Origin of the sequence: Bradyrhizobium centrosematis (genome assembly GCF_045571495.1) — a bacterium.
GTDB lineage: Bacteria > Pseudomonadota > Alphaproteobacteria > Rhizobiales > Xanthobacteraceae > Bradyrhizobium > Bradyrhizobium centrosematis.
In genome coordinates, this window is record NZ_CP120703.1 from 400,936 (window position 1) to 427,830 (window position 26,895).

Annotated in this window: 25 protein-coding genes and 1 tRNA gene; 7 read left to right on the forward strand and 19 right to left on the reverse strand. The window is 65.4% G+C overall.

Annotated features, from left to right (window positions below; genetic code table 11):
- Positions 1-169: 169 nt before the first annotated feature.
- The 10 genes from P6U31_RS01905 to proB all read right to left on the reverse strand — a co-directional run bounded on the left by P6U31_RS01905 (position 170) and on the right by proB (position 9,881).
- Positions 170-670, reverse strand: a complete 501-nt coding sequence (locus P6U31_RS01905; protein WP_407186597.1) for an RNA pyrophosphohydrolase — start codon at positions 668-670, stop codon at positions 170-172.
- Positions 671-774: 104 nt separating this feature from the next.
- Positions 775-1,281, reverse strand: a complete 507-nt coding sequence (locus P6U31_RS01910) for an RNA pyrophosphohydrolase (protein ID WP_407186598.1) — start codon at positions 1,279-1,281, stop codon at positions 775-777.
- A gap of 76 nt (positions 1,282-1,357) precedes the next feature.
- Complete coding sequence (locus P6U31_RS01915; RefSeq protein WP_407186599.1) at positions 1,358-2,581, reverse strand: divergent polysaccharide deacetylase family protein; 1,224 nt, start codon at positions 2,579-2,581, stop codon at positions 1,358-1,360.
- Positions 2,582-2,725: 144 nt separating this feature from the next.
- Positions 2,726-4,084: a S41 family peptidase gene (locus P6U31_RS01920; protein WP_407186600.1), complete on the reverse strand. Its 1,359-nt coding sequence runs from the start codon at positions 4,082-4,084 to the stop codon at positions 2,726-2,728.
- A complete protein-coding gene (locus P6U31_RS01925; RefSeq protein ID WP_407186601.1) occupies positions 4,081-5,406 on the reverse strand; it encodes a murein hydrolase activator EnvC family protein in 1,326 nt (441 codons plus the stop codon). Before P6U31_RS01925 ends, P6U31_RS01920 begins: the two co-directional genes overlap by 4 nt.
- 33 nt (positions 5,407-5,439) lie before the next feature.
- A complete protein-coding gene (rlmH, locus tag P6U31_RS01930; protein ID WP_407186602.1) occupies positions 5,440-5,922 on the reverse strand; it encodes a 23S rRNA (pseudouridine(1915)-N(3))-methyltransferase RlmH in 483 nt (160 codons plus the stop codon).
- 96 nt (positions 5,923-6,018) lie between these two features.
- Entirely contained in the window at positions 6,019-6,375 is a 357-nt protein-coding gene (rsfS, locus tag P6U31_RS01935; RefSeq protein ID WP_128928970.1) for a ribosome silencing factor, read from the reverse strand.
- 208 nt (positions 6,376-6,583) lie between these two features.
- Positions 6,584-7,228: a nicotinate-nucleotide adenylyltransferase gene (locus P6U31_RS01940; protein ID WP_407186603.1), complete on the reverse strand. Its 645-nt coding sequence runs from the start codon at positions 7,226-7,228 to the stop codon at positions 6,584-6,586.
- 19 nt (positions 7,229-7,247) lie between these two features.
- Positions 7,248-8,543: a glutamate-5-semialdehyde dehydrogenase gene (locus tag P6U31_RS01945; protein WP_407186604.1), complete on the reverse strand. Its 1,296-nt coding sequence runs from the start codon at positions 8,541-8,543 to the stop codon at positions 7,248-7,250.
- Between the two features lie 216 nt (positions 8,544-8,759).
- Positions 8,760-9,881, reverse strand: a complete 1,122-nt coding sequence (proB, locus tag P6U31_RS01950; protein WP_407186605.1) for a glutamate 5-kinase — start codon at positions 9,879-9,881, stop codon at positions 8,760-8,762.
- A 200-nt stretch (positions 9,882-10,081) separates the two neighbouring features.
- Between proB and P6U31_RS01955 the strand changes: the two genes are divergently transcribed.
- Positions 10,082-11,047 (forward strand): Bug family tripartite tricarboxylate transporter substrate binding protein, encoded by a 966-nt coding sequence (locus tag P6U31_RS01955; RefSeq protein WP_407186606.1) that lies wholly within the window; start codon positions 10,082-10,084, stop codon positions 11,045-11,047.
- A gap of 137 nt (positions 11,048-11,184) precedes the next feature.
- On the opposite strand, the gene P6U31_RS01960 is transcribed toward P6U31_RS01955, so the two are convergent.
- The 3 genes from P6U31_RS01960 to P6U31_RS01970 form a co-directional block, all read right to left on the reverse strand.
- A complete protein-coding gene (locus P6U31_RS01960) occupies positions 11,185-12,819 on the reverse strand; it encodes an alkaline phosphatase family protein (RefSeq protein WP_407186607.1) in 1,635 nt (544 codons plus the stop codon).
- Between the two features lie 234 nt (positions 12,820-13,053).
- Positions 13,054-14,094 (reverse strand): GTPase ObgE, encoded by a 1,041-nt coding sequence (obgE, locus tag P6U31_RS01965; protein WP_407186608.1) that lies wholly within the window; start codon positions 14,092-14,094, stop codon positions 13,054-13,056.
- 84 nt (positions 14,095-14,178) lie between these two features.
- On the reverse strand, positions 14,179-14,661 hold the full coding sequence (locus tag P6U31_RS01970) for a MaoC family dehydratase (RefSeq protein WP_407186609.1): 483 nt from the start codon (positions 14,659-14,661) through the stop codon (positions 14,179-14,181).
- A 297-nt stretch (positions 14,662-14,958) separates the two neighbouring features.
- On the opposite strand from P6U31_RS01970, the gene P6U31_RS01975 reads away from it, so the two are divergent.
- Positions 14,959-15,873, forward strand: coding sequence for a DMT family transporter (locus tag P6U31_RS01975; protein ID WP_407186610.1), 915 nt, complete (start codon positions 14,959-14,961; stop codon positions 15,871-15,873).
- Positions 15,874-16,046: 173 nt separating this feature from the next.
- Here the strand turns inward: P6U31_RS01975 and P6U31_RS01980 are convergent, their stop codons facing one another.
- The 3 genes from P6U31_RS01980 to rplU all read right to left on the reverse strand — a co-directional run bounded on the left by P6U31_RS01980 (position 16,047) and on the right by rplU (position 17,534).
- Positions 16,047-16,640 carry a GNAT family N-acetyltransferase gene (locus P6U31_RS01980; RefSeq protein ID WP_407186611.1) on the reverse strand — a complete coding sequence of 198 codons (594 nt, stop codon included), beginning with the start codon at positions 16,638-16,640 and terminating at the stop codon, positions 16,047-16,049.
- 147 nt (positions 16,641-16,787) lie between these two features.
- Entirely contained in the window at positions 16,788-17,057 is a 270-nt protein-coding gene (rpmA, locus tag P6U31_RS01985) for a 50S ribosomal protein L27 (RefSeq protein ID WP_008538809.1), read from the reverse strand.
- Between the two features lie 102 nt (positions 17,058-17,159).
- Complete coding sequence (gene rplU / locus P6U31_RS01990) at positions 17,160-17,534, reverse strand: 50S ribosomal protein L21 (RefSeq protein WP_407186612.1); 375 nt, start codon at positions 17,532-17,534, stop codon at positions 17,160-17,162.
- Between the two features lie 335 nt (positions 17,535-17,869).
- On the opposite strand from rplU, the gene P6U31_RS01995 reads away from it, so the two are divergent.
- Positions 17,870-18,997 (forward strand): ROK family protein, encoded by a 1,128-nt coding sequence (locus P6U31_RS01995; RefSeq protein WP_407186613.1) that lies wholly within the window; start codon positions 17,870-17,872, stop codon positions 18,995-18,997.
- Between the two features lie 169 nt (positions 18,998-19,166).
- Here the strand turns inward: P6U31_RS01995 and P6U31_RS02000 are convergent, their stop codons facing one another.
- A complete protein-coding gene (locus tag P6U31_RS02000; protein WP_407186614.1) occupies positions 19,167-20,030 on the reverse strand; it encodes an alpha/beta fold hydrolase in 864 nt (287 codons plus the stop codon).
- Between the two features lie 228 nt (positions 20,031-20,258).
- Between P6U31_RS02000 and P6U31_RS02005 the strand changes: the two genes are divergently transcribed.
- A tRNA-Ser gene (locus P6U31_RS02005) sits at positions 20,259-20,348 on the forward strand.
- A gap of 23 nt (positions 20,349-20,371) precedes the next feature.
- Here the strand turns inward: P6U31_RS02005 and P6U31_RS02010 are convergent.
- Complete coding sequence (locus tag P6U31_RS02010) at positions 20,372-21,283, reverse strand: LysR family transcriptional regulator (protein WP_407186615.1); 912 nt, start codon at positions 21,281-21,283, stop codon at positions 20,372-20,374.
- Between the two features lie 108 nt (positions 21,284-21,391).
- On the opposite strand from P6U31_RS02010, the gene P6U31_RS02015 reads away from it, so the two are divergent.
- The 3 genes from P6U31_RS02015 to P6U31_RS02025 all read left to right on the forward strand — a co-directional run bounded on the left by P6U31_RS02015 (position 21,392) and on the right by P6U31_RS02025 (position 25,390).
- Positions 21,392-23,032 carry an FAD-dependent oxidoreductase gene (locus P6U31_RS02015; protein WP_407186616.1) on the forward strand — a complete coding sequence of 547 codons (1,641 nt, stop codon included), beginning with the start codon at positions 21,392-21,394 and terminating at the stop codon, positions 23,030-23,032.
- Positions 23,033-23,108: 76 nt separating this feature from the next.
- The gene (locus tag P6U31_RS02020; RefSeq protein ID WP_407186617.1) at positions 23,109-24,083 is read left to right on the forward strand and encodes a Bug family tripartite tricarboxylate transporter substrate binding protein; all 975 of its coding nucleotides are present in this window, start codon (positions 23,109-23,111) and stop codon (positions 24,081-24,083) included.
- Between the two features lie 446 nt (positions 24,084-24,529).
- Positions 24,530-25,390: a DMT family transporter gene (locus tag P6U31_RS02025; protein ID WP_407190067.1), complete on the forward strand. Its 861-nt coding sequence runs from the start codon at positions 24,530-24,532 to the stop codon at positions 25,388-25,390.
- Between the two features lie 16 nt (positions 25,391-25,406).
- Here P6U31_RS02025 and P6U31_RS02030 read toward each other — a convergent pair whose 3' ends face one another.
- Complete coding sequence (locus tag P6U31_RS02030; RefSeq protein ID WP_407186618.1) at positions 25,407-26,615, reverse strand: EAL domain-containing protein; 1,209 nt, start codon at positions 26,613-26,615, stop codon at positions 25,407-25,409.
- Positions 26,616-26,895 lie beyond the last annotated feature (280 nt).

Consider the following 26,895-nt stretch of genomic DNA (forward strand, 5'->3'; position numbering starts at 1 on the left):
CCGACCTCTCCCCGTCGGGGAGAGGTGAATCACCGACAGCCCGCTGAATCTAATTTCATCATGCTCTAACGCGCCGAAGCCGGTGCGTTCTCTCTCCCGCAAATTTCGTTCGAAATTCCCCAACCATTCCAATCCCCATCCTACGGTGCATGGGGTTGTTTTCGCGGTTTTACTTGGCGAAGGCCGCAAACTCTCGCGCGACCGCCCGATAAACCTCGCGCCGGAACGGCACCACGATGTCGGCGACGCGGTCGAGGCGCTCCCAGCGCCAGGCGTCGAACTCCGCGGGCTGGCCGTTGCGCGGGGTCAGCGGGTCGATCTCCTCGTCGCGGCCGGTGAAGCGCAGCGCGAACCATTTCTGGCGCTGGCCGCGGAACTTGGCGAGGCGATGCGTCTGCGGGCCGTCGTAAGGCGGGAATTCGTAGGTGAACCAGTCGCTCTCGCCGAGATAGTCCGCGCTGACAACGTTGGTCTCCTCCCAGAGCTCGCGCATCGCGGCATCGCGCAGATTCTCGCCCTCGTCGACGCCGCCCTGCGGCATCTGCCAGTCGAGCCCCGGCAGGATGATCTCGGGCCCGTCGCCCTTGAAGCGGTGGCCGATCAGCACACGGCCTTCGGCATTGAAGAGCGCGATGCCGACGTTCGGGCGGTAGGGTTTTTGATCAGGCATGTGCTTTCGCTCTCCATCGTCATCCCCGGGCGATGCGCAGCATCGAACCCGGAACCTCGAGATTCCGGGTTCACGCTTCGCGTGCCCCGGAATGACGGTGGAGGTCAATCCTTCGCCAGCGACGAAAATTCCTTCACCACGCGCTCGTAGACCGGGCGCTTGAAGGGAATGATCAGTCCGGTCAGATTCTGCATCGGCTCCCAGCGCCAGCTCACGAACTCCGCCTTGTGGCCGCCGCCGCCGGGCTTTTCGACGTTGATCTCGCTGTCCTTGCCGGTGAAGCGCACCGCGTACCATTTCTGGCGCTGGCCGCGGTAGCGGCCCTTCCAGGCGCGCCCGGCGACGGTGCGCGGAATGTCGTAGGTGAGCCAGTCCGGGATCTCGCCGAGCCGCTCGACCGAGCGCACGCTGGTCTCCTCATAGAGCTCGCGCTTGGCGGCCTCCCAGGTGTCCTCGCCGGGATCGACGCCGCCTTGCGGCATCTGCCAGACATGGGTGTCGTCGACATGCTCGATGCCGCCGGCACGGCGGCCGATGAACACCAGGCCCTTCGGGTTGATCAGCATCACGCCGACGCAGGTCCGGTAGGGCAGATCCTCGTAACGCGCCATTCCGCCAGACCTCTCGCATGCTGTCGGTTGGGCTTAACCGGCTCCGCGAGGAGTCGTGCCCGACCAATTCGTTGATTTAGCTGGATTTTGATTTCAGCATCGCGGTTGTCAATGGCACCAAAAGGATACCTCGGTCGCCCAGCGTTTTGGTCCAGGCGGCGATACGCTCGATCGAGACGGGAAGCGCGGAGGCCGTGCCGACGGCGACGCCGCGCTCGCGGGCCGCCGATTCGAGCTTGTTCAGGGCGCGGTCGATCTCGGTCGGGGTCGGCACCACGTCGATCGCGATGTCGCCCTTGCCGAACGGCATGGCCTGGTTCGCGGCGGCCTGCGGCGCGATGCTGCGTGGCGAGGAGCCGTCGTCGAAGAAGCCGAGGCCGCGCTTGGCGGCCTCGCGGATGATCGGCTGCATCGCCGGCTCCGTCGCGATGAAGCGGGCGCCCATGAAGTTGGTGATGCCGGCATAGCCCTGCATCCGGCTCAGATGCCAGTACAGGCGGTCAATGTTCTGGTCGGCGCTGAGCGAGGTCAGCAGCGTCTGCGGCCCCGGGTCGTTGTCGGGAAAGTCGTAGGGCTCCATCGGGATCTGCAGGAAGATCTCGTGGCGCTGTGCGCGGGCTCGTTCGGCAAGCTTGCCGGGATCGGCGCCGTAGGGGGTGAAGGCCAGCGTGACCGCCGCCGGCAGCCTCATGATGGCGTCGGTGGTCTTGGCGGCGCCGACGCCGAGCCCGCCGATCACGATGGCGACCACCGGCATCTTGGCGGCCTTGGCGCGGTCGGCCTCCGCCGCATAGACGTTGAACGGCTTCAGCCCGTCGGCGACGACCGGGATCATGCCGTAGCGTGACTTCTCCAGCAGCTTCGGATTGATCCCGGCCATGACGGGCGGCGGGGCGGACGCCGCCTCGCCCTTGTCGGCGGCATCGCCGCTGCCGATCACCACGTCGTGGCGGGCGCCGGTGGAGCCGTCGATCATGGTGACGGTCTTCTGCTCGCCGGGGGCGGCCTGCTTCGGGGCCTCCTGGGTGGTTTGCTTGCCCTCTGGCTTGCTCTCCGAGCCGTGGCCGGAGGCTGCCGACTTCTCGTCCGTGGCATTGGGAGCGCGGATGGCGATCCGCGTCATCGGCTCGCCGCCGAGCGGGTCCTTGTTGAAGATGGCGAAGCCGGCAAAGGTGACGAGGAACAGGCCGAGCAGGACGGCGAGCAGCTGCATGGCCGTGAACGGCAGCCGCAGCCGGCGTTTCCGGCGCGGCTTGTCCTGTCCGAGCGGGGCGCTCAGATCATCGGCCGTTTCAGTCATGCGCGATCCCGAATCACTGCAATTGACGATACCACGCCGAGGTCAAGCGGCGGCAGGCCGGGATAGGCCGGGGAGGCCGGGAGTTCCCAACGAAAAGGGCGGCTCCTGGAGCCGCCCTTCGGGGAAACCGCGTGAGACGTCGGGTTAATTCGCCGCCTTCGGCTTGTCGGCCGTCGCCTTGTTGTCGCCGCCCGGGGCGGGTGCGGCCGAGGCGCTGTTCTTGATACCGTGGAGCAGGTCGCCGGCGAGCTTGAGCGCCTTGTCGTCCTTGGCGTCCGGCGGGACGTAGGACTGCGAGCCGGTCTTCTCGTCGCCGTCGTTCTTCAGATGGCCGCGCAGCGAAGCCTCGCCCTTGGTGTCGGTGCGCGACTTCAGCTCCTCGGGCACGTCCTGGAGCACTTCGATGTCCGGCACGATGCCCTTGGCCTGGATCGACTTGCCCGACGGAGTGTAGTAGCGCGCCGTGGTCAGCCGCAGCGCGCCATTGCCGCTTCCGAGCGGAATGATGGTCTGCACCGAGCCCTTGCCGAACGAGCGCGTGCCGACGATGGTCGCGCGCTTGTGGTCCTGCAGCGCGCCGGCGACGATTTCCGATGCCGAGGCCGAGCCGCCATTGATCAGCACGATGACCGGCTTGCCCTTGGTGAGGTCGCCGGCATGCGCGGTGCGGCGCTGGGTCTCCTCGGCGTTGCGGCCGCGGGTGGAGACGATCTCGCCCTTCTCCAGGAACGAGTCGGAGACGGTGACCGCTTCCTCGAGCAGGCCGCCCGGGTTGTTGCGGAGGTCGATGATGTAGCCCTTGAGCTTGTCGCCGATCTGGTTCGAGAGGTTTGCGACCTCGCGCTTCAGGCCTTCGGTGGTCTGCTCGTTGAAGGTGGTGATGCGGATATAGGCGATGTCATCCTGCTCGACGCGCGCGCGGACCGAGCGGACGCGGATGTTGTCGCGCACCAGGGTGACGTCGATCGGGTTGTCCTGGCCCTTGCGAATGATCTTGAGCTTGATCTTGGTGTTGACCGGGCCGCGCATCTTCTCGACCGCCTGGTTCAGGGTCAGGCCCTGCACCGCCTCGTCATCGAGATTGGTGATGATGTCGTTGGCCATGACACCGGCGCGCGAGGCCGGCGTGTCGTCGATCGGCGAGACCACCTTGATGAGGCCGTCTTCCATCGTGACTTCGATGCCGAGGCCGCCGAACTCACCGCGGGTCTGCACCTGCATGTCGCGGAAGCTCTTGGCGTCCATGTAGCTCGAATGCGGATCGAGGCCGGTGAGCATGCCGCTGATGGCGGATTCGATCAGCTTGGTGTCGTCGGGCTTCTCGACATAGTCGGAGCGCACGCGCTCGAAGACGTCGCCGAACAGATTGAGCTGGCGATAGGTGTCCGCGGTGGCGGCTCGCGCGCTGGAGCCCATGAACACCGCGCGCGGCTGGGTCACGAACAGCGTCAGCGCCGCACCGGTGGCCGCGCTGAGGAGGATTACTGAAGTCTTGCGCATCATCCGCGAACCTTCTCGCCTTCATTTGCGGCCCACCATGGGCCTGGATCGATTGGAGTGCCGTCCTTACGGAACTCGACATACAGCACAGGTTGACTCGCGTTCGTGGCGAGAATGGAGGCGACTTGAGATGTCGACCCCATGGTCGCGACCGGCTCCCCCGTGAGCACAAACTGTCCGATGTTGACCGAAATGCGCTCCATCCCGGCGATCAGGACATGATACCCGCCCCCGGCATTGAGGATCAAGAGTTGTCCATAGCTGCGGAACGGGCCGGAATAGACCACCCAGCCGTCACACGGCGTTGTGACCTGGGAGCCGGGCTTGGTCGCCAGCGAGATGCCCTTCTGGACCCCGCCGACCCCGTCGGAACCGCCAAAATCCCTGATTTTGTTACCGTTAACCGGAAGCGGGAGGAGACCCTTGGCGGAGGCGAAGGCGATGGCCGGTGTGGTCCGCGATCGGTCCTTGAACACGCCCGGACCTGACTTGGCGCTGGCGGCCGCCTTGGCTTCGGCCTGCCTTGCGGCCTCGGCGGCTTTCTCAGCGGCCTTGGCGGCGCTTTGCAGGTCCTGCTCCATCTTGGAGATCAGCCCCTGCAGATCGCCGACCTGCTTTGACAGCATGATCGCGCGCGCGTTCTCCGCGTCGAGATCCTTTTCGCGTGCCGCTTGCTGGCGTTGCCGTTCGTCGACGAGCGCGGTCAGGCGGGTCTGGTCGCTCCTGACCCTGTCGCGGTCGGAGGCGAGCTGGTCGCGCTCGGTGGCGATAGTCTTGCGCAAGGCCACGAGCTCGCCGAGCTCGCTCGCGATCTTTTCGGCGCGGCCGCGCAATTCCGGCACCACGGCGCCGAGCAGCATCGCGGTGCGTAGCGATTGCAGCGCATCTTCGGGCCGCACCAACAGCGCGGGCGGCGTGCGCCGTCCGGCCCGCTGCAACGCCGCCAGCACCTCGACGATGTCGGCGCGGCGCGAATCCAGCGAAGCGCGCATCTCCTGCTCGCGGCCGTTCAGGCTTCGCAGCCGCGCTTCGGTGTCGTCGATCTTGGTCTCGACCGTGCGCACATTGGCGGCGGTATCGATCAGCTGCTGATTGAGTTGGGTGCGGTCCCGGCCGAGCGCGGTGATCTCGGCCTTGAGCTTGGCCTGCGCCTCTTCCGCGCTCTTCTGCCTGGCGCGCGCGGCTTCCAGCTCCTGCTCGCGCTGCTTGATGGCATCGGGCGAGACGGCTGCAGTCTGTGGCGCGGGCGGTGCCGTCTGAGCTTGCGCGAAGCTTGCGCCGGCAACGCTTGTGATCAGCAAGAGGTTGAGGAGCGGCGCTCGCATCGCTTCAGGCAAAGGTGCTCGTTGTGGCGCGGATCACGCGCGGTGATAGGGATGGCCGGCCAGAATGGTGGCGGCCCGGTAAAGCTGTTCCAGAAGCATGACGCGGACCATTTGGTGCGGCCAGGTCGCAGAGCCGAACGCGATCGCGAGCTTGGCCTTACGGCGCAATTCGGGCGAAAGTCCGTCCGCCCCTCCGATCACGAAGATAGTATGTCCGGCGCCTTCGTCCCGCCAGCGCGACAGATGCCGTGCGAATACGGTGGAATCGAAATTCTGCCCGCGCTCGTCCAGCGCCACCAGGATCGACTTTTCGGGGATATGCGCCGAGATCGCCGCGGCCTCCTCGGCCATCCGCGTCGCGGTGTCGCGCGCGCGGCTTTCGGGGATCTCGTGCACCACGAGCTCGCGGAATCCGAGCTTGCGGCCAGCCTCGTCGAACCGCTCGAAATAGCGGTCGGCAAGCTCCCGTTCGGGGCCCTGCTTCAGCCGGCCCACCGCAATGACAGCAACACGCATGATATTTTCAGGGTCGCGTTTTCAACACCGCGCGCGTGAAGCGCGCGCACGACGCTAGCATGCGCGTCAGCCGATTCGAAATCGGCTCAGGTGAGCCTAGATCGCCTTCGCCGCCCCTGGGCCCTGCGTGTACAATCGCTCGAGATTGTAGAACTCGCGGACCTCGGGTCTGAACACGTGCACGATCACGTCGCCGGAATCGATCAGCACCCAGTCGCAATTGGGCAAGCCCTCGACATGGATGGTCTTGATGCCGTTTTCCTTCAGGCTCTTGGTGACGTTTTCCGCGATCGCGCCGACGTGCCGGTTGGCCCGGCCGGTGGTGACGATCATGTAGTCGGAGTACGCCGATTTGCCGCGAAGGTCGATGGTGACCGTCTCTTCCGCCTTCATATCCTCGAGGCGGGAGAGGATCAGGCTCAGCGTCTTGTCGGCGTCGGGTTGCGCCTTCAAGGCCGCAGCTTTGGTCGATGTTTTACGCGTCGGCTTGGCAACCTTGGGTAAAACAGACTTGGACAATACAGATGTGGTCAGGGACCATTCCTTTCACTGTATCGCGAACGCCGAATCCGGCGCCCACCGGTTACACTACATCATGTGGGGTTAAGGGTTTCAATATGCCAGAGAGGCGGAAGCCCACACCACCGCCGCGCACTCCGTCTCATTTCGTACCTTTCCAGCTCCCGTCCGGGTTCCGTAAGCCCGTCGAGGACAGGGTCAGCTTCAATCCGGTCAGGAACACCCAGGCCGGCGCCGGCCGATCTGCAAGCAAGGCTGCCTTGTTCTCGGGCAGACGGTAGCGCGATAACGCCTGGGCTGCGGGCGAGGCGAGGGCGCGAAAGCTCCGGGGCGGACGATCGATGACCGCGAGCGGGACCTGAGCGGCGATGCGTCGCCAGTCCTGCCACCGGTGGAATTGAGCGAGATTATCGGCGCCCATGATCCAGACAAAGCGCAGGCCGGGGAAGCGGCGGCGCAAGGTGTTGATCGTGTCGATAGTGTAGCGCGTGCGAATGACGGATTCGAGACAGCTGACCTCGATGCGCGGATCATCGGCGACATCCCGCGCGGCCTGCATGCGCTCGCCGAGCTCATGCAGGTTGCCGTTCTCCTTCAGCGGATTGCCTGGCGTGACCAGCCACCAGATGCGGTCGAGTTGCAAGCGCTTGAGTGCGAACTGGCTGATGGCGCGATGAGCCTGATGCGGCGGATTGAACGAGCCGCCGAGCAGGCCGATGCGCATGCCCTCCGTGTGAGGCGGGACCGCCTGCGACACGAAGCGGGGCGCGACGAAATTGTTGCTCAATGCCAACGCCTCGCGACGTTTACGGCCGCGTCTGCCCGGTGCCGTGGACGCGATATTTGAAGCTCGTCAATTGCTCGGCGCCGACTGGGCCGCGGGCGTGGAATCGGCCGGTGGCAATGCCGATCTCGGCACCGAAGCCGAACTCGCCGCCATCGGCGAACTGCGTCGAGGCGTTGTGCAGCACGATTGCGGAATCGACCTCGCTGAGGAATTTCGTCGCGACGGCTTCATCTGCGCTCACGATCGCGTCGGTGTGATGCGAGCCGTGATTCTGGATGTGTGCGATCGCGCCGTCGACGCCGTCCACCACTTTTGCGGCGATGATCGCGTCGAGATATTCGGTGTCCCAATCCTCGTCGCTGGCAGGTTTGACCCGCGCGTCCGTCTTCTGGACCGCATCGTCGCCGCGCACTTCGCAGCCGGCGTCGAGCAGCATCTCGACCAGCGGCTTCAGGCTGTTGCCGGCAGCGGCGCGATCGACCAGCAGCGTCTCGGCCGCGCCGCAAACGCCGGTGCGCCGCATTTTCGCATTGAGCACGATCGACTTCGCCATGGCGAGGTCGGCGCTGGCATCGACATAGACGTGATTGACGCCTTCAAGATGCGCGAAGACAGGCACGCGCGCCTCCTGCTCGACGCGCGCGACGAGGCTCTTGCCTCCGCGCGGCACGATCACGTCGATCGCGCCGTTGAGGCCCGACAGCATCATGCCGACCGCGGCGCGGTCGCGCGTCGGCACCAGCGTGATCGCGGCTTCGGGCAGGCCGGCTTCGCGCAGGCCCTGCACCAGGCAGTCGTGGATCGCGCGGCAGGAGCGGAAACTGTCGGAGCCGCCGCGCAGGATCACCGCATTGCCCGACTTCAGGCACAGCACGCCGGCATCCGCCGCAACATTGGGACGGCTCTCGAAGATCACGCCGACGACGCCAAGCGGCACGCGCACGCGCTCGATGGTCATGCCGTTCGGCCGCTGCCAGCTCTCGGTGACGGTGCCGATCGGATCGGCGATGCCGCGCACGATGGCGATGCCCTCGGCCATCGCCTCGACGCGCGCCGGCGTCAGCGTCAGGCGGTCGATAAAGGCGGCGGTGGCATTGCCGGAGGCGCGGGCCTCCGCGACATCCTCGGCATTGGCGGCGAGGATCGCCGCAGCGTTGCTGCGGATTGCCCGCTCCATGGCCTCCAGCGCCCGGTTCTTCTGCTCCGGCGGCGCCAGCGCCAGCACGCGCGCGGCGGCGCGGGCACGGGTTCCGAGATCGGACATCAGCGCCTGCAAATCGGCATTGCCGTCAACGGCTTTGAGGGGGGCGGCCATGGGAGTTCAACCTTCTGCTAAGGCGGTGTCCTAGCACGGAAATCCCGCTTTTGCGAAGGGCGGGGAGGGAATGGCAGGGATCCGGCGGGCTAGGTGAGTCCCCCGTCATTCCGGGGCGATGCGGAGCATCGAGCCCGGAATCTCGAGATTCCCCGGTGCGCAATTGCGCACCTGAGGTCTGGTCCTCCGGACCATCCCGGGATGACGGCGGGGTCCTTACCCGCCGACCACCAGATCGTCGCGGTGGATCATCTCCGATCGCCCGCTGATGCCGAGGATGGCCATCACGTCGGGGGAGGAGCGTCCCCTGATCCGCTCGGCCTCGTCGGCGTCGTAGGCGATCAGGCCGCGGCCGATCTCGCTGCTGTCGGGGCCGCGCACGATCACGGCATCGCCGCGGGCGAACTGGCCCTCGACCTTGATGACGCCGGCCGGCAGCAGGCTGGCGCCGGCGCGCAGCGCCGTCACCGCCCCGGCATCGATGGTCAGCGTGCCCTTCGGCTCCAGCGTGCCCGCGATCCAGCGCTTGCGTGAGGTGATGGGGTTGGCCGGCGTCAGGAACCAGGTGCAGCGGCCGCCATCGGCGATCGCCTGCAACGGATGCTCGATCTTGCCGGAGGCGATCAGCATATGGGTGCCGCCGGTGCTGGCGATCTTGGCGGCCTCGACCTTGGTGCGCATGCCGCCGCGCGACAGCTCGGACTCGGCATCGCCTGCCACCGCCTCGATCTCCGAGGAGATGCTTTCGACCACCGGAATGAGCTTGGCGTCCGGGTTGTTCTTCGGCGGGGCGTCGTAGAGGCCGTCGATGTCGGACAGCAGCACGAGCAAGTCGGCGCTCGCCATGGTGGCGACGCGCGCGGCGAGGCGGTCGTTGTCGCCGTAGCGGATCTCGTTGGTCGCCACGGTGTCGTTCTCGTTGATCACGGGGATGGCGCGCCATTCCAGCAGCTTGCCGATGGTGGAGCGCGCGTTGAGATAGCGGCGGCGCTCCTCGGTGTCCTGCAGCGTCACCAGGATCTGGCCGGCGCCGATGCCGTGCGCCCCGAGCACCTCGGACCAGATCCGCGCCAGCGCGATCTGGCCGACGGCGGCGGCGGCCTGGCTCTCTTCCAGCTTCAGCGGGCCGCGCGGCAGCTTGAGGCGGCTGCGGCCGAGCGCGATCGAGCCCGAGGACACCACGAGAACGTCGCGGCCTTCCTTGTGCAGCTTGGCCATGTCGTCGGCGAGCGCGGCGAGCCAGGACGCCCGCACCTCGCCCTTGTCGGAATCGACCAGCAGCGCGGAGCCGACCTTGACGACGATGCGGCGGAATTGACTGAGTTCGGGGCTGGCCATGTGCGTATGTGTGTTGGCGCGCTTGGGCGGTCTGCTCTGCATTGGAAACGGCGGAGCGGGAAGGGCGGCGCCGGTCGAGGCCTGCTTTTGCAGCAGGACGATGGCCGGCGCAAGGCGGGCGGAATGGTAAACGGGCCTTGTCTTGGGCAACGGCCCGGTTCTAATGCCAGCAACCAATAATGGGCTGGAGAGGACGCCAAATGGATCGCCGCAAATTCATGGCCGGATGTCTCGCCCTGCCGCTGCTGGCTCGAACGGGTGAGGCGCGAGCGCAGGCCGGGTTGACCAAGATCATCTTCCCGTTTGCTGCCGGGGCCGGCGGCGACACGCTGTGCCGGCTGATCGCGCAGGAGATGGCCCCAGTGCTGCAACGGACCATCGTGGTCGAGAACCGGACCGGCGGCGACGGCCTGATCGGCATCAAGGCGGTGAAGGGCGCAAGCCCCGACGGCAGCATGGTGCTGGTGACGACCGGCCCCACCATGTACCTGCTGCCGATGGTCGAGGCGACGCCGAGCTTCGACACCGCCAAGGACTTCGTGCCGGTGTCGCTCTTGGCACGGTTCGAATTCGCCGTGGTGATTGGTCCGGGCGTCGAAGCCGTCGACTTCAAGACATTCGTCGCGTGGCTGAAGGCGCATCCCGACAAGACCTCGTTCGGCGTGCCGAGCAACGGCACCATTCCGCATTTCACGGGCTCCAAGCTCGAGAAGGATCTCGGCATTCCCCTGACCCGCGTGCCCTATCGCGGCAGCGCGCCGATCCTGAACGATCTCGTCGGCGGCCACATCTCGTTCGGCATCACGACGCTAGCCGATGCGCTGCCGCAGCATCGTGCCAAGGGCGTGAAGATCATCGCAGTCGCAAGCGCCGAACGTTCGCCGTTTGCGCCTGACGTTCCGACGCTGAAGGAGAGCGGCATCGATCTCGTTGCCGATGCCTGGTACGGCATGTGGCTTCCCGCCGGCAGCCCGCCGGAGTTTGCGAGCAAGCTCGGCTCGGCCGCGAGCGCCGCACTCGCCAAGCCCGAGGTGAAGGAGAAACTGACGGCGATCGGCCTCATTCCGGTCGGCAGCAATGCAGATGGATTGACGAAGGAGCTCGCCGCAAATATCGCGTTGTGGCAGCCGATCGTGAAGGCGACGGGATACAAAATCGAGAACTGAGGCTCCGCCCGCGCTCCGTACCCCATCGTCATGGCCGGGCTTGACCCGGCCATCCAGGTGCTTCCGCGATGGAGGTGAGACGTGGATGCCCGGGTCAAGCCCGGGCATGACGAGTGGAGAGAGCTGCGCTCTCTTGCTCACATCTTCGCGCGCTGCGCTATCCCGTCCTTGATCGCCGCGAGCTCTTGCTCATCCCAGATACCGATCAAGACCCCGCCCTTCACCTGCAGCTGGTTATCCGCATAGGCCGCGATCTTCTCGCGCGGCGTGGTGATGTGGTCGTTCGGATGCAGCGCCCAGTCGAACAGCTCCGCCTGCAGCCGCGCGATGATGCCGGCGCATTCCGGGTCGTCGCCGCGATCCACATATTCCTGCGGATCGGTTTCGAGGTCGTACAGCATTGGGCGGAATCCGGAAGCGTGGATGTATTTCCAGCGGCCGTCGAACACCATGAATAGGCGGCAGCGTTCGATCGGCTGGTTCAGCTTCAGCCGGACGTCCTGCATGGCATAGTCGTATTCGGAGAATGCCACCTTGCGCCAATCGCCCGGCTTCTGCCCACGCAGCAGCGGCAGCAGCGAGCGTCCCTCGAGAATGTGGCCCGGCACCTTGCCGCCGAAATAATCGACGAAGGTGGGCGCAAGGTCGATGGCCTCGACCAGCGCGTCGCTGCGTGTGCCGCGCGTGTCGTCGGCCTCTTTCGAGGGATCGATGATGATCAGCGGAATCTTCGCCGACTGCTCGTGGAACAGATCCTTCTCGCCCATCCAGTGGTCGCCGAGATAGTCGCCGTGATCGGAGGTGAACACGATCAGGGTCGTCTCCAGGAGATCGCGTTCCTCCAGGAACTTCATCAGCACGCCCATCTGGTCGTCGATCTGGGTGATCAGGCCCATATAGGTCGGGATCACCTTCTCCCGCGCATCGTCGCGCGCCATGTTGCGGGAGTAGCGCATGTCCATGTAGGCGCCGAACACCGGGTGCGGATTCTGCCGCTCGCGCTCCGAGCGGATCGCCGGGATCATGTCGGCGGTCGAATACATGCTGGCATAGGGCTCCGGCGCGATATAGGGCCAGTGCGGCTTGATGTAGGACAGGTGCAGGCACCACGGCTTGCCCAGAGTCTCGGCCTCGCTGATGAAGTCCATCGCGCGCCGCGTCATGTAGGGCGTCTCGGAATGCTCCTCAGGCACGCGCGCCGCCTTGTCGGCATGCACCAGCAGCCAGCCGTTCTGCAGGCTACCGTCCTCGGCAGCGCCGGAATTGGCCCAATGCTCCCAGGGATTGGTGGCGTCAAAACCTTGGCTGCGGAGATATTCGTCGTATTTCGGCCGCGGCCGCCCCGTGGGATGCAGCCCGTCGTCGCGTTCATACGGCTCGAAGCCGCATTCGGCGACATGGACGCCGATGATCGATTCCGGGGGAATGCCGAGCGCCTTCATGCCTTCGAGATCGGGCGCCATGTGGGTCTTCCCAACCAGCACGTTGCGCACGCCGATCTTCTTGAGGTGGTCGCCGAGCGTGGGCTCGCCGACCCGCAGCGGCCAGCCGTTCCAGTGCGAGCCGTGCGAGCGCATGTAGCGGCCGGTGTAGAACGACATCCGCGACGGGCCGCAGATCGGCGACTGCACATAGGCCTTGGTGAAGAGCACGCCGCGCTTCGCCATGGCATCGATGTTCGGCGTCTTCAGCGTGGGATGGCCGGTGCAGCCGAGATAATCATAGCGAAGCTGGTCGCACATGATCCAGAGAACGTTCTTCGCGCGTGCCATGCTTCGTCCCTGCATTTTCTTGATTGCTTGATGCTGCGCTATCGCGGCCGGGATGACAAGTCAGTGCGCGTGCCTGTGGCTTCACACTCCGCTGTCGTCCCCGCGAACGCAGGGACCCATAACCACAGGGCGTGGTTTGGCGAAGACTCGATTTTCGGTACGATGACCGTCCCCAACCGATAGATCACGCGGTACGGGTCCCCGCGTCCGCGGGGACGACCATGAGGAGAGAGGTCAAGCCGACCACGGCTCCGCTTCGGCCGCGCTCTTGGCCTTGGCGGAAACCGGGCTCTCGCCGATCACATCCGCGAGCGCGCGCAAGGCTTCCTTCACGCCCTGGCCGGTGGCGCCGGAGAGCAGCAGCGGCGTCTTCTTGGCGGCGCGCTTCAGCCGGTCCTTCTGCTTCTTCAGCTCGTCCGGCTCGACGGCGTCGATCTTGTTCAGCGCCACGATCTCGATCTTGTCGGTGAGCTGGCCGCCATAGGCGTCGAGCTCCTTGCGCACCGTCTTGTAGGCCTTGCCGGCATGCTCGCAGGTGGCATCGATCAGATGCAGCAGCACGCGGCAGCGCTCGACATGGCCCAGGAAGCGGTCGCCGAGGCCGGTGCCCTCATGCGCGCCTTCGATCAGGCCGGGAATGTCGGCGAGCACGAACTCGCGGCCGTCGGCGTTCACGACGCCGAGCTGCGGATGCAGCGTGGTGAAGGGATAGTCGGCGATCTTCGGCCGGGCAGCGCTGACCTTGGAGAGGAAGGTCGATTTGCCGGCATTGGGCATGCCGACGAGGCCGGCATCGGCAATGAGTTTCAGCCGCAGCCAGATCCAGCGTTCCTCGCCGGGCTGGCCGGGATTGGCGTTGCGCGGGGCGCGGTTGGTCGACGACTTGAAATGCGCATTGCCGAAGCCGCCATTGCCGCCCTCGGCCAGCACGAATTTCTCGCCGACCTTGGTGAAGTCGTGGATCAGCGTCTCGCGGTCCTCGTCGAAGATCTGGGTGCCGACCGGCACCTTCAGCACGATGTTCTTGCCGTTGGCGCCGTGACGGTCCGAGCCCATCCCGTTCTCGCCCTTCTGGGCCTTGAAGTGCTGCTGGTAGCGGTAGTCGATCAGCGTGTTGAGGCCGTCGGCGACCTCGACGATGACGTTGCCGCCGCGGCCGCCATTGCCGCCGGAGGGACCGCCGAATTCGATGAACTTCTCGCGGCGGAACGCCACGCAGCCGTTTCCGCCGTCACCGGAGCGGATATAGACCTTTGCTTCGTCGAGGAATTTCATGGGCCATAGGTAGGCCAGCCGGCCCCCTCCGGCAACCCGCATGACCCCGCAAATCGGCCGAATCTCCGCGAATTTGCGGCTTGCTTAACCCGCCGGGCGTCGCCGGATCAGGAATTTCTGCGTACCCTCCAGCACCAGCTCCTTGCGCTGGTTGAACACGGTGCTCTTGAGCGTCACCACGCCGGTGCTGCGGCCCGGTGCCAGCTCCGTGACCTCGAGCGCGGGATAGATGGTGTCGTCGGCGAACACGGGTTTCAAGAACCGGCTCGATTGCTCGAGGAAGCCGACCAAGGAGTCCTCGACCATGAACGGAAACAGGCCGGCGCCGGGCGCGGTGTGGATCAGGGTCTGGAAGCCGTGGGCGAGCAGATGCGGCATGCCGCGGGCGCGACAATACTCCACGTCATAGTGCACCGGATGGGTGTCGCCGCTCGCGGTCTGGAACGCGGCGAACACCGCCGAGGTCTGGGTCCGGCTCGGCAGCACGAAACGTTCGCCGACCACGAAATCCTCAAACCAGCGTTGCGTGGGGATCATGCGATGCTGGGTCGGATCGAAATCGGTCATGTCCATGCTCTTGTTCTCGGTGCGGTCTCTATCGCTAGCGCGCCGGGACGAGTGCGACAATCCGTTCAATTCAGCGTGGCGGGCTTGTCGCGGCGGCTCACGTCATTAAAACGACCGCAAGCACCGCTACCAGCCGATTCCTGACGCTCTCTCCCCGTCATTGCGAGCCAACGGGTCCGCGCGAAGCGCGGCCCGATGACAGGCTCAGCGAAGCAATCCAGACTGCCGCTGCGGACGCAGTCTGGATTGCTTCGGCGCAAGAGCTCCTCGCAATGACGATCCCTCGCAGTTCGATCGATGCCCCTGTTCAAGAACCTCTCCGCCTATGACGACCGATCGGCACGGCTGGCCGGCATTGCACTGATGGTGCTGTCGATCTTCATGTTCTCGTTCGGCGATGCCATGGGCAAGTTCCTGGTGGGCACCTATTCGGTGGGGCAGCTCTTGTTCCTGCGCGCCTGCGCGGCGCTCTTGTTGCTGTCGCCGCTGATCTGGAAGCAGCGCCACCTGTTCCTGCATCTGGAGCGGCCGGGCCTGCAGCTGGTTCGCGTCGTGCTCTCGACGCTGGAGGTCGCCGCCTTCTTCCTTGCGACCGTCTATCTGCCGCTCGCCGATGTCATCACCTATTATCTCGCCGGTCCCATCTTCGTCACCGCGATGTCGGCGATCTTCCTGGGCGAGAGGGTCGGCTGGCGGCGCTGGACCGCGATCCTGATCGGCTTCTGCGGCGTCTTGATCGCGCTGCGGCCGTCGGCCCAGACCGTCAGCCTGCCGGCGCTGATCGCGCTCGGCGGCAGCCTGTCATTCGCGACCCTGATGCTGATCACGCGCAGCCTGCGCAAGACGCCCGACATCGTGATGGCGTCCTCGCAATTCGTCGGCACGTTCTCGCTGGGCGCGGTGCTGTCGGCTTTCAACTGGGTGCCGCCGACCGCCGGCAGCCTCGTGTTCTTCGCGCTGGCCGGCATCATTTCGGTCACCGCGCTGTTCTGCGTCAACCGCTCGCTCAAGCTGGCGCCGGCCAGCGTGGTTGTGCCGTACCAGTATTCGATGATCGTCTGGGCCGTGATCTTCGGCTTCGTCGTGTTCGGCGACGTGCCACAGGTGGCCACGCTCATCGGCGCCGCGATCATCATCGGCGCGGGATTCTATATCTACTTGCGGGAGCGCGATTTGGGGCGCGAGACCGCGGAAGTGGATCCGCCGGCGTGACACCCTCCCCTGGAGGGGGAGGGTCGCGCGCGCGAAGCGCGAGCGGGGTGGGTGATCTCTCCCCACGGGCAGTGTTCGACGTGGAGAGACCGTCACCCCACCCCGTCTCACATTTCGCTGCGCTCAACGTGAGCCGACCCTCCCCCTCCAGGGGAGGGTGGTCAAGCGCGCCTCTACCTCATCCTCCGCGCGCTGCTCCAGCTCTTCAGCGACGCCCACACGCCGCGCGACAGCCGGAAGCAGTCGACCGGCGTCGAGGAGCCCAGCGCCAGGAAGCGGTGCAGCTGCACGCCGCTCCACTGGAAGCCGCACTTCTCCAGCACCTTGCGCGAAGCGGGGTTGGTGACGCGCGCGCCGGCGTGGAGATGCTCGTCGTCGAACTCCTCGAAGAAGAAGTCGATCGCGCCGCGTGCGGCCTCGGTGGCGAAGCCCCGCCCCCAATGCTCGACGCCGAGCCAGTAGCCGAGCTCGGCATTGCCTGGTGTCGAGCAGTCGATGCCGACCATGCCGATCGGCGTGGTGTCGTGCTCGATCAGGAACGCGGTCTCGCTGCCGAGCGCGGCGGTGGCGCGGATGAATTCGGCGGCGTCGTCCTGCGAATAGGGATGCGGCAGGCGGCGGGTGTTTTCGGCGACGCGGCGATCGTTGGCGAGCCGGGCGATGGTCCTGACGTCGGCCAGCGTCGGCCGCCGCAAGGTCAGCCGCTCGGTGGCGACGACACCCGGTCTCGCCTCCCGCAAGGTCACGCTCGAGAAATCCTGCAACATGTCCGGCTCCGTGAAAGTCACTAATGCAAAGTGAGCAAAGAAAAGGGGAGGCCGGTTTCCCGCCTCCCCCTGGAGCCTTCGATCTCAGTGATCTCTAGGACTCCGCCGGTTCAGTCGGGACCGGCGGACTCCAATTTGATCCACCGTCTATTCAGCAGCCTCTGCGATCGGGAGTACCGATACGAAGGTGCGGCCGTTGGCTTTGGCCTGGAACGCAACACGACCCTCGATCTTGGCGAACAGAGTATGGTCCGTGCCCATGCCGACATTAAGGCCGGGGTGCCAGGTGGTGCCGCGCTGACGCGCAATGATGTTGCCGGGAGTGACGATCTCCCCGCCGAACGCCTTGATACCGAGGCGCTTGCCCTTGGAATCACGTCCGTTACGCGATGAACCGCCTGCTTTTTTGTGAGCCATGGCTCGTCTCCGAAATCCTGCGTAGTTCTAGGTCAATTCCTTGACGGAATCATTTCAAAACGTCGCACGCATCAATTCGTGAATTGGCGTGATCGGCTTTCGTTACTCGGCGGCCTCTTTCGCGACCTTCTCCTTCTTCGGACGCGGGCCCTTGGTGGGCTTGGCGCCGTCAGCCAGGATCTCGGAAACGCGGAGAACCGTGATCTCGTCGCGATAGCCGCGCTTGCGGCGCGAGTTCTTGCGGCGGCGCTTCTTGAACGCGATGACCTTGGGGCCGCGCTTGTGGTCGAGCACCTCGACCGCAACGGACGCACCTGCGACCGTCGGAACGCCCAGCACCGGCGTGTCACCGCCGAGCACCAGCACTTCATTCAACTGCACGATCGAGCCGACTTCGCCTTCGATCTTGCCAACTTCGAGAACATCATCCGGCACGACGCGGTATTGCTTGCCGCCGGTTTTGATGACTGCGAACATCGTTTTTTTCCTTCGTGTTCAATCCCGGCCTCGCGACAGATTGTCAGGGGCCGGCTTTTTGTCAGTCGCTAAGGGTTTATGCGCGTTTTGTGCGGGCGGGAGTTATCCCTTTGAAACCCCACGCAAAAACAAGCGGCGCGAGAAACGCCCCGCGCCGGCTGTGGGACTTATAGCCGCCGAGCGCCAGGAGTCAAGGAAAAGCGGGCGAAAAGCGTCCGGATTTGAAGGATTTGGCGGAGCTTGCGGCCGTCAGCCGAATCTGAGGTCGCCGTGCAACAAACCGGTTCCCACGTCGTTGTCCCGGCCGGAACACGTAAGCGGGCAAGGGCTCCCATATGGCAACCGACGAACTGGTCAAGACGACGACGGGCATCGCACATCACGGCGCCGGGCGGCTGCCGTCGGTCGACGTTGACAGCTTCAACATCGAGATCAAGGACGACGACGGCTTTCTCGGCGACCGCGCCAGCAAGGGCGCTTTTCGCGAGATCCTGGAAGAATGGCGCAAGCCGCTGCGCAAGAGCGGCGAGGATCCCTTTGGCGAGGAGCCGTCCGACAAGATCAGCAAGAAGGCTCTCGATGCCGTTCTGGTCGGCGACGACACCGAGGCCACGGCCGTCGTGCATAGCGCGATCGAGGACTTCGCGCAGGAGCTCGCCTATGTCACGCGGCGCTTTCTCAAGACCAAGGCCTGGGCCAAGACCCAGTGCATCGTGGTCGGCGGCGGCTTTCGCGCCAGCCGGCTCGGCGAGATTGCCATTGCCCGGGCCGAGATCATCCTGAAATCGGAAGGCTTCAAGGTCGATCTGGTGCCGATCCGCTTCGATCCCGACGATGCCGGATTGATCGGAGCCCTACATCTCGCGCCGTCCTGGATCTTTGAGGCCTATGACAGCATTCTCGCGGTCGATATCGGCGGGACCAACATCCGCTGTGGCATCGTCGAGACCCGCTGGAAGAAGGCGCCCGATCTGTCCAAGGCGGTCGTCTTCAAGTCGGATCTGTGGCGCCACGCCGATGACGAGCCGAGCCGCGAGACCGCGGTGAAGCGGCTGGTCAAGATGCTCCAGGGCCTCATCGAGGATGCCGAAGCCGAAGGCTTCAAGCTCGCCCCCTTCATCGGCATCGCCTGTCCCGGCGTAATCAACGCCGACGGCTCCATCGAGAAGGGCGCGCAGAATCTCCCCGGCAATTGGGAAAGCAGCAAGTTCAACCTGCCGGCGAGCCTGGTCGAAGCCATTCCCAAGATCGGCGAGCATGACACGGCGATCGTGATGCACAATGACGGCGTGGTGCAGGGCCTCTCCGAGGTACCGTTCATGCAGCATGTCGAGCGCTGGGGCGTGCTCACCATCGGCACCGGGCTCGGCAATGCGCGCTTCACCAATCGCCGCAAGGAGAACGGCAAGGACCGGGATTCTACGGAGAACGGGAAGAAAAAGGCCAAGTCGGACAAAGAGTAACCTTGACCGGTTAGGTTAAGGACCGGATTGCGTTGCGGGATGCGGGCCGCACGCTAGGGTCGAATCGTCGCTTCCACTCGGCCGGCGAAGCCGCCCTTCACGGCCAGTATTTCAATGAGCGGCACCGGGACCGCCAGTGTTTACCGCGTCTGGCGGTCCCACCCCGTTTTCAGCGCCACCCGATCCGTTGGAAGAATCCCGCGATCTCCGCGGCTGCGCGGTCCGGCTCTTCCCGATGCGGGAAATGGCCGACGCCGGGAAACATCCCGAGGTCGAGCGCGCTGAAGGTCTCCGAAAGCCGATCGGTCCACGCATAGGGAAACAGCGGATCGTGCTCCGCCCAGCGCACGCAGGTCGGCAGCTCGATCGGCGGCAGCTTGGGCGCTTCGCCTTTCATCATCGCGACCCGGCCGGCATGGGAAGCGCGGTAATGCGCAAAGCCGCCGGCGAGGTTTCCAGGCTTGAAGAAATTGTCGGCGAAAGCATCGAGAGCGTCGTCGAACGCATCTTTGCGATGCGCCCAGCCCTTGAGGAAGTGGCTGATATAGAGCCGGCAGCTCTCGCGGCTCGCACCGACCAGCGCCGGCGCCATCTCCATCTGGTGGAAGGACTGGTACCAGATGTCGTTGAGCCGATCGGGTGCCGCCATGCGCGGCCCGATCCCGGGATAGACGAAATCGAACAGGAACAGCCCGGCGAGCCGCGAAGGCGCCTGCCGGGCCAGCGGCTGCATCACGGCGCCGCCGACATCGTGGCCGACCACGCCGAATCGGTCGATGCCGAGCTCGTCCATCAGCGCCAGCATGTCGGCGGCGTGTCCCTCCGGCCCATAAGGTCCGTCAGGCTTGGCGCTGTCGCCGAAGCCGCGCAGGTCAGGCGCTACAAGCATGAAACGGTCCGAAAGCCTCGATATCACCGGCTCCCAGGTCAGCCAGAATTCCGGCCACCCATGCAGCAAAAGCAGCGGTTTTCCGGCTCCGGCGCGGACCAGGTGGAAATCGGCGCCGTTGGCCTTGATCGTCAGATGCTCCATGGCAGTTCCTTCCCGAGGGCAGGCAGACGCGTTTTCAAGCGAAGTGGGGACCGGTTCGCGTCAAGAAAACGCGTCAAACAAGAATCGGGCCTCCCGTTCCGATCTTCGGCACGGGAGGCCGGGATGAAAGAGGCAGCGGATTTTCCCCTTTCGCGCCTTGTCTGGCCCGCCATCCTCGCCTATTAACGCCCCCAACCACAGGGGCCCAGCTCCTATATGGCGCCTTCAGGAGAGGTGGCAGAGTGGTTGAATGCACCGCACTCGAAATGCGGCATAGGTGCAAGCCTATCGGGGGTTCGAATCCCTCCCTCTCCGCCAGCTCAGCCAATAGTTCCGAAAAATCAGCCTGATGCCGGTGCCGTTCGGCCCGCCAGCACCGTCCGTGCGGTCGCCACAAACGCCTGCGCTGCCGGCGACAGCGTTCGCCCCTGGCGCTGCAGCAGCGACACCGGACGGGTGATGGCCGGGCGGACCAGAGGTCTTGCGATCAGCGTCGGAAACTGGTCGGCCGGCAGCATCGTCGCGGGCAGGATGGCGAGGCCGAGGCCTTGTGCGGTCATGGCGAGCGCGGTGTTGATCAGGGTCACTTCATAGGTCGGATCGAGGCGCTTGCCTTGCGCGCTCAGCGCCTGATCGATCTGCATACGGATCCGGCTCTCGCGGCGCATTGCGATGGTCGGCAGTTGCGCCAGCTCGTCCCACGTCAGGGAGCGGCGCGCGGCGAAGTCCGGGGTGCGACGGCCGATGGCGCTGAGACGGCCGCGGGTCAGGATCTCGACCGTCATGTCGGCGAATTCGCCTTCCACGCTGCCGATCGCGAACTCCGCATCGGTCGCGCTCAGGCGCGGTACGAGATCGTCGGCGGCAACATCGCGCATGTCGATTTCGATGTCGGGATGGCCGGCGCGGAATCTCGCCAGCACCAGCGGCAGCAGCGCCGACGCGGCGCCGGCCGAGGCGAGAAATGCGACGCGGCCCGCGCGCGCCTGCGCCAGGTCGCGCATGCGGTGCGACAGGCCCTGCGCATCGCTCAGCATGCGTTCGGCGGCTTGCAACGCCTCCTCGGCGGCCAGCGTCGGCTGCACCGAGCGTGTCGAGCGGTCGAACAGTTTGACGCCGAGCTGGCTCTCGAGCTGCTGGATCAACAGGCTCGCCGCCGATTGCGTGATCCCGAGCTCGCGGGCGGCGCGCGTGATGCTGCGCGTCCGGTACACGCCCGTGAAGGCCCGCAATTGGCGCAAGGTGACATTCATATCCAAATCTCATGAATTGATGAGTTCTTTCCGGCTTATCGTATAAACCGACCTGCAATAAAATGCAGGTTGCGCGGACGGAGAATCCGCAGCGAGGAAGGGAGCGAGATGAAGACACAGGTACTGGTGGTGGGCGCCGGGCCCGTCGGATTGACCGCGGCGATGGATCTGGCCTCCCGCGGGATCGATGTCGTCGTTGCGGAGATCCGTCACGCCGGCGATCCGCCCAGCGTCAAGTGCAATCACGTGTCGGCGCGCTCGATGGAGATTTTTCGACGGCTCGGCGTGGCCGCCCGCTTGCGCGATGCGGGGCTGCCTGCCGATTTTCCCAACGATTGCTCCTACCGGATTACGGCGACCGGCATCGAGCTCTGCCGCATCGAGATTCCCTGCCGCGCGCGCCGCTATAGCGCCACCGGCGGCCCCGACACCTGGTGGCCGACACCCGAGCCGCCGCACCGCATCAACCAGATCTATCTCGAGCCGATCCTGTTCAGTCATGCCGCAGCGCAGCCGCGGATCAAGATCCTGGCCCGCACGGAAATCACCGACATCGAACAGGACGGCGACCATGTCGTTGCGCTCGCGCGCGATCTCGACAGCGGCGATTCGCTCCGCATCGAAGCATCGTTCGTCATCGGCTGCGATGGCAGCCGTTCCCTGGTTCGCAAATCGATCGGCGCCAGCCTGTCCGGCACGCCGGTGATCCAGCGCGTGCAGTCGACCTACATTGAGGCGCCGCAGCTGAAGGAGTTGATGGGCGCACATAAGCCGGCCTGGATGGTGCTCTCGCTCAATCCGCGCCGCTCCGGCACCACTGTTGCGATCGACGGTCACGACCGCTGGCTGATCCACAATCACCTAAGGCCCGACGAGCCCGAATTCGACTCGGTCGATCGCGACTGGGCCATCCGCGCCATCCTCGGCGTCGACGAGCGCTTCGAATACCGGGTGCTCAGCAAGGAGGATTGGGTCGGCCGTCGCCTCGTGGCCGATCGCTTCCGCGACCGCAGGGTCTTCATCTGTGGCGACGCCGCGCATCTGTGGATGCCTTATGCCGGCTACGGCATGAATGCAGGCATTGCCGACGCCGTCGATCTCTGCTGGCAATTGGCGGCGCATCTGAACGGCTGGGCGCCGGCTGCGATCCTCGATGCCTATGAGGCGGAGCGTCAGCCCATCACCGAGCAGGTGTCGCGCTTTGCGATGGACCACGCGATGAAGATGATGGCGCAGCGCGGCGGCGTCTCGGCGGAGATCGAGAACGACACGCCGCGCGGACACGCCGCGCGCGCGGCGCTGGCGAGAGCGGCCTATGATCTCAACGTGCAGCAATATTGCTGCGCCGGATTGAACTTCGGCTACTACTACGATGCCTCGCCGATCATCGCCTATGACGGCGAGACGCCGCCGCCTTACGCGATGGGCAGCTTCACGCCCTCCACCGTGCCGGGTGCCCGCGCGCCGCATCTATTCCTGCGCGACGGACGGTCGCTCTACGATGCGTTCGGCGCCGGCTACACATTGTTGCGGTTCGACCCGGCGATCGACGTGACGCGGCTGCAATCCGCCGCAAAGGAGCGCGGCGTGCCGCTGGCGCTGGTCGACATCGCACCGGAGGAGGCAAACGGCACCTATGCCGAGAAACTGGTGCTGGCGCGGCCCGATCAGCACATCGCCTGGCGCGGGCAGATCGCGCCCGAAGATCCACCGGGCCTGCTGGCACGCATCACCGGCGCTGCGGCGTAAGGCTGACTTCAAGCGGACAGCCCGGCGGCCCGGCTGCCCGGCTGTTTCAAGCAAGAGCGCACTTAAGGAGGAGAACGTGCTTCACGTTGCAAGGCGCTGCATCCTGGCCGTGCTGACGGCTGCAACCTTCGCCGTATTGCCGCTGCAGGCAGGCGCCTATCCTGAGCAATTGATCAAGGTCATCGTGACCTTCCCGCCCGGCGGCAGCGCCGACACCGTCATCCGCGCGCTCGAACCTCTCGTCGCCGCCGAGCTCAAGCAGAGCCTGGTCATCGAGAACCGCGCGGGCGCCGGCGGCAACATCGGCATGGCCGCGGTCGCGCAGGCCAAGCCCGACGGCTACACGCTCGGCGTCGCGCCGGCGGGCGCGCTCACTGTGAACCCGCACCTCAATGCCGCGATGCCGTTCGAGCTGAAGGATCTCGCGCCCATCACCCTGCTCGCGGAAATTCCCTTTGTGCTGGTCGCGTCCGCCAATATCCCGGCACACAACGCCGCGGAGACGATCGCGCTCGCCAAGGCCAAGCCGGGCGCGCTGTCGATCGGGCATGGCGGCAACTCGACCGCGATGCATTTGACGGCTGCGCTGTTCACGCACAAGACAGGAATCGCGATGGAGCTGGTCCCCTATCGCGGGACGGCGCCGGCGACGGTCGATGTTCTTGCAGGCCATGTCCCCTTCGCGGTGCTGGACATTCCGGCGTCGCGGCAATTGATCCTCGAGGGCAAGCTCAACGCGATCGGTGTGTCCTCCGCGCGCCGTCTTCCTTCGTTGCCCGACGTCCCGACGCTGGCCGAGAGCGGCATTGCCGGCTTTGAATCCGTGGGCTGGTTCGGGCTCGTTGCGCCCGCCGGCACGCCCGCGGATGTCATCGGCCGGCTGAACGAAGCCTTCACCAAAGGGCTGAAGGATCCTGCCGTGGCGGAGAAGATCCGCACCCTCGGCGCGGAGCCCGCGCCGACCTCGCCCGAGCAGTTCGGCAACTTCATCCAGAGCGAAAGCGCGAAATGGGGCAAGCTGATCAGCGAGGCCGGCATCAAGGGAAACTAGAGCGGAATGGCTTTGGGTTGAATCGATTGTCGCGGGCTGGGTGCAACCTCTCCCGTTTGCGGGAGGGTTATCGCATATGCAAGCAATTCGCCTGTGGCCATCCGTCGAGACGATCGCCGTCGCGGCGGGCCCTCAGGATGAGGAACGAGGATGCTGCGCCAATTTCAACAGGCTCCGATGCTGCTTAGCCTCATCCTGAGGAGACCGCTGAAAGCGGTCGTCTCGAAGGACGAGGCGCGCACTCAGCTCGCGCAACTTGCCGCGTCGTGCTCTTGAACACTTGCCCGCCGAGTCCACCCAATTCCGCCCACCTAACCCATTGATATTGCAACCCCCGTCTACTGTGCATGGGGTTGTTTTCGCAGTTTCGTTGTTCCATGGCTGAACGCGAGGCGTTCAACCGCCACGGCACCACCTCCGCCGCCTCCTACCCAAGCGAGACCAACATGCACTCTTCCGCCAGCGGCTGGGGCAACGGCCTTCTCGGCGTCATCATCTTCAGTGGCTCCCTGCCGGCGACGCGCGTTGCGGTCGGCGGCTTCTCCGCGCTGTTCCTGACGTCGGTGCGCGCGCTCATCGCCGCGCTGATCGCTCTGGCCGTGCTCGGCCTGCTCCGTCAGGCCTGGCCGAAGCGGAGTGATCTCGCCTCCCTCGCCATCGTCGCCGTCGGCGTCGTGGTCGGCTTCCCTCTGCTGACGGCGCTCGCGCTCCAGCACATCACCTCGGCGCATTCGATCGTCTTCATCGGCCTCTTGCCATTGTCGACGGCGATCTTCGCCGTGCTGCGCGGCGGCGAGCGGCCGCAGCCGCTGTTCTGGCTGTTTGCGATCCTCGGCAGCGCCACGGTGGCCGGCTTTGCCTTGTCCGGCGGCGGCTCGGCCTCGCTCACCGGCGATCTCCTGATGGTCGCGGCAATCGTGCTGTGCGGGCTCGGCTATGCCGAGGGAGCGGCGCTGTCGCGCCGGCTCGGCGGCTGGCAGGTGATCTCCTGGGCGCTGCTGCTTGCGCTGCCGCTGATGATCCCCCTCGCAGTCTGGACCTGGCCGCCGTCCTGGAGCGGGGTCAGCGCGTCCGCCTGGATCGGGCTCGCTTACGTCTCGATCTTCAGCATGTTCGTCGGCTTCATCTTCTGGTATCGCGGCCTTGCGCTCGGCGGCATTGCGCGCGTCGGCCAGCTGCAACAGCTCCAGCCGTTCTTCGGCCTCGCGCTCGCGGGCCTCTTGCTACACGAGCCCGTCGCCTGGAGCATGATCGCCGCGACCGTGCTCGTAGTCGCCTGCGTCTTCTTCGCGCGGCGGTTTGCGTGAGGGTTGGGCCTCACGCTCACTCCATCACGGTCTTCGTCAGCGTCGAGCGCGCGAATTTCTTCAGCGGCATCGGCTTGCCGAACAGGAAGCCCTGCACGAAGTCGAAGCCGAGCTCGTTGGCCATGACGAGGTCGGCGCGGCTCTCGACCCCTTGCGCCACCGCGTGCGCGCCATAACCCTGCGCGAGCTCGACGATGTGGCGGCACACCGTGCGCTTGAGCCGATCATTGCCGCTGCCGGTGACGAACTGCCGGTCCGCCTTCAGCTTCACGAATGGAATCCGGTCCAGCTCCATCAGCGACGGCCAGTTGGCGCCGAGATTGTCGATCGAGAGGCCGATATTGTGCAGGCCGACCTCGCGCGCGACCTCCGTCAGGAGATCGAGATCGCGGATCGCCTCCTCGCTGTCGATCTCGACCGTCAGCCCGCCGAAGGCCGGATGCGTCGGCATGCGACGGCAGAGATCGCGCACCGCCTGCGGTTCTTTGAGATAGGAAGCGGGCAGATTGATCGACAGATCGACCGGGCTTTGTTGTTCCAGAAGATAGTGCCAGTCCTGCATGGCGCGGTCGATCACGAATTCCGAGAGAGCGCGCAGATGCGGATCGTGCGGCTCCGAAATGAAATAGGCCGGCGGCACGACGCCCCAGGTCGGATGCCGCATCCGCACCAACGCCTCGGCGCCGCGGCGGACCAGCGTGCGTGCGTCGATCTTCGACTGGTACCACAGCTCGAGCCAGCCGGCGTGCAAGGCTTCGCCGACATGTACGGCCGGGCTTGGCGCCGGCTCGTCCGGCAGCAGCATCGCGACACGCTCGCGCAGCGTCTCCGCGGCAAAGGGCGTGGTCAACGGCGGCAGCATGGCAAGGCCATATTCCTCGCCGACCTGCCGCACCGCTCTGACGATGATCGATTCGCGGGCGCCGACCGCCAGAACTTTTCCGGCGAAGGCCTCGCGGACCAAGATCTCCAGGAACCGTCCCGGCTCGATGCCGTCGGTAGCCACGCCGAGCAGGATCAGATCCGGCAACTCGCTGGCGAGCACGGTCTGCAGCTCGTCCGCGCTGGCGCATTCGCTGGTGACGAACCCGAGGTCCTCGAGCACTTCGCTGAGGAAAGCTCGCAAGTGACGCTTGCTGTCGGCCACGCAGGCGCGCGGCGTCACCTTTCGCCGTCCGAAGGTCACAGGCCTTCGTCCGACGAGTTCAACCATCCCATCGTTCATCGTACACCACTCCCGTTCCGTGACAGTTTCTTAAACGCCGAGCGTGGGTTCAAATAAGGAGAGCTTCACTTCGTTGTTGAATTATTTGAGTAACGTTAAACCCTGCAACTCGAGCTAATTTGTCGACAGATTCTTCGCAAAGGATTCGCATACCGGAGCACCGCATCTGCAACGAGCTGCCGGCGCATGCGGAATTTCTCTCGCGCGATATCGCCTGTGTCGTGCTTGGCGCCGAATGCAGGCGGCGACAAAGTCGTGTGCCCTTTCGGTGCAACGGCGG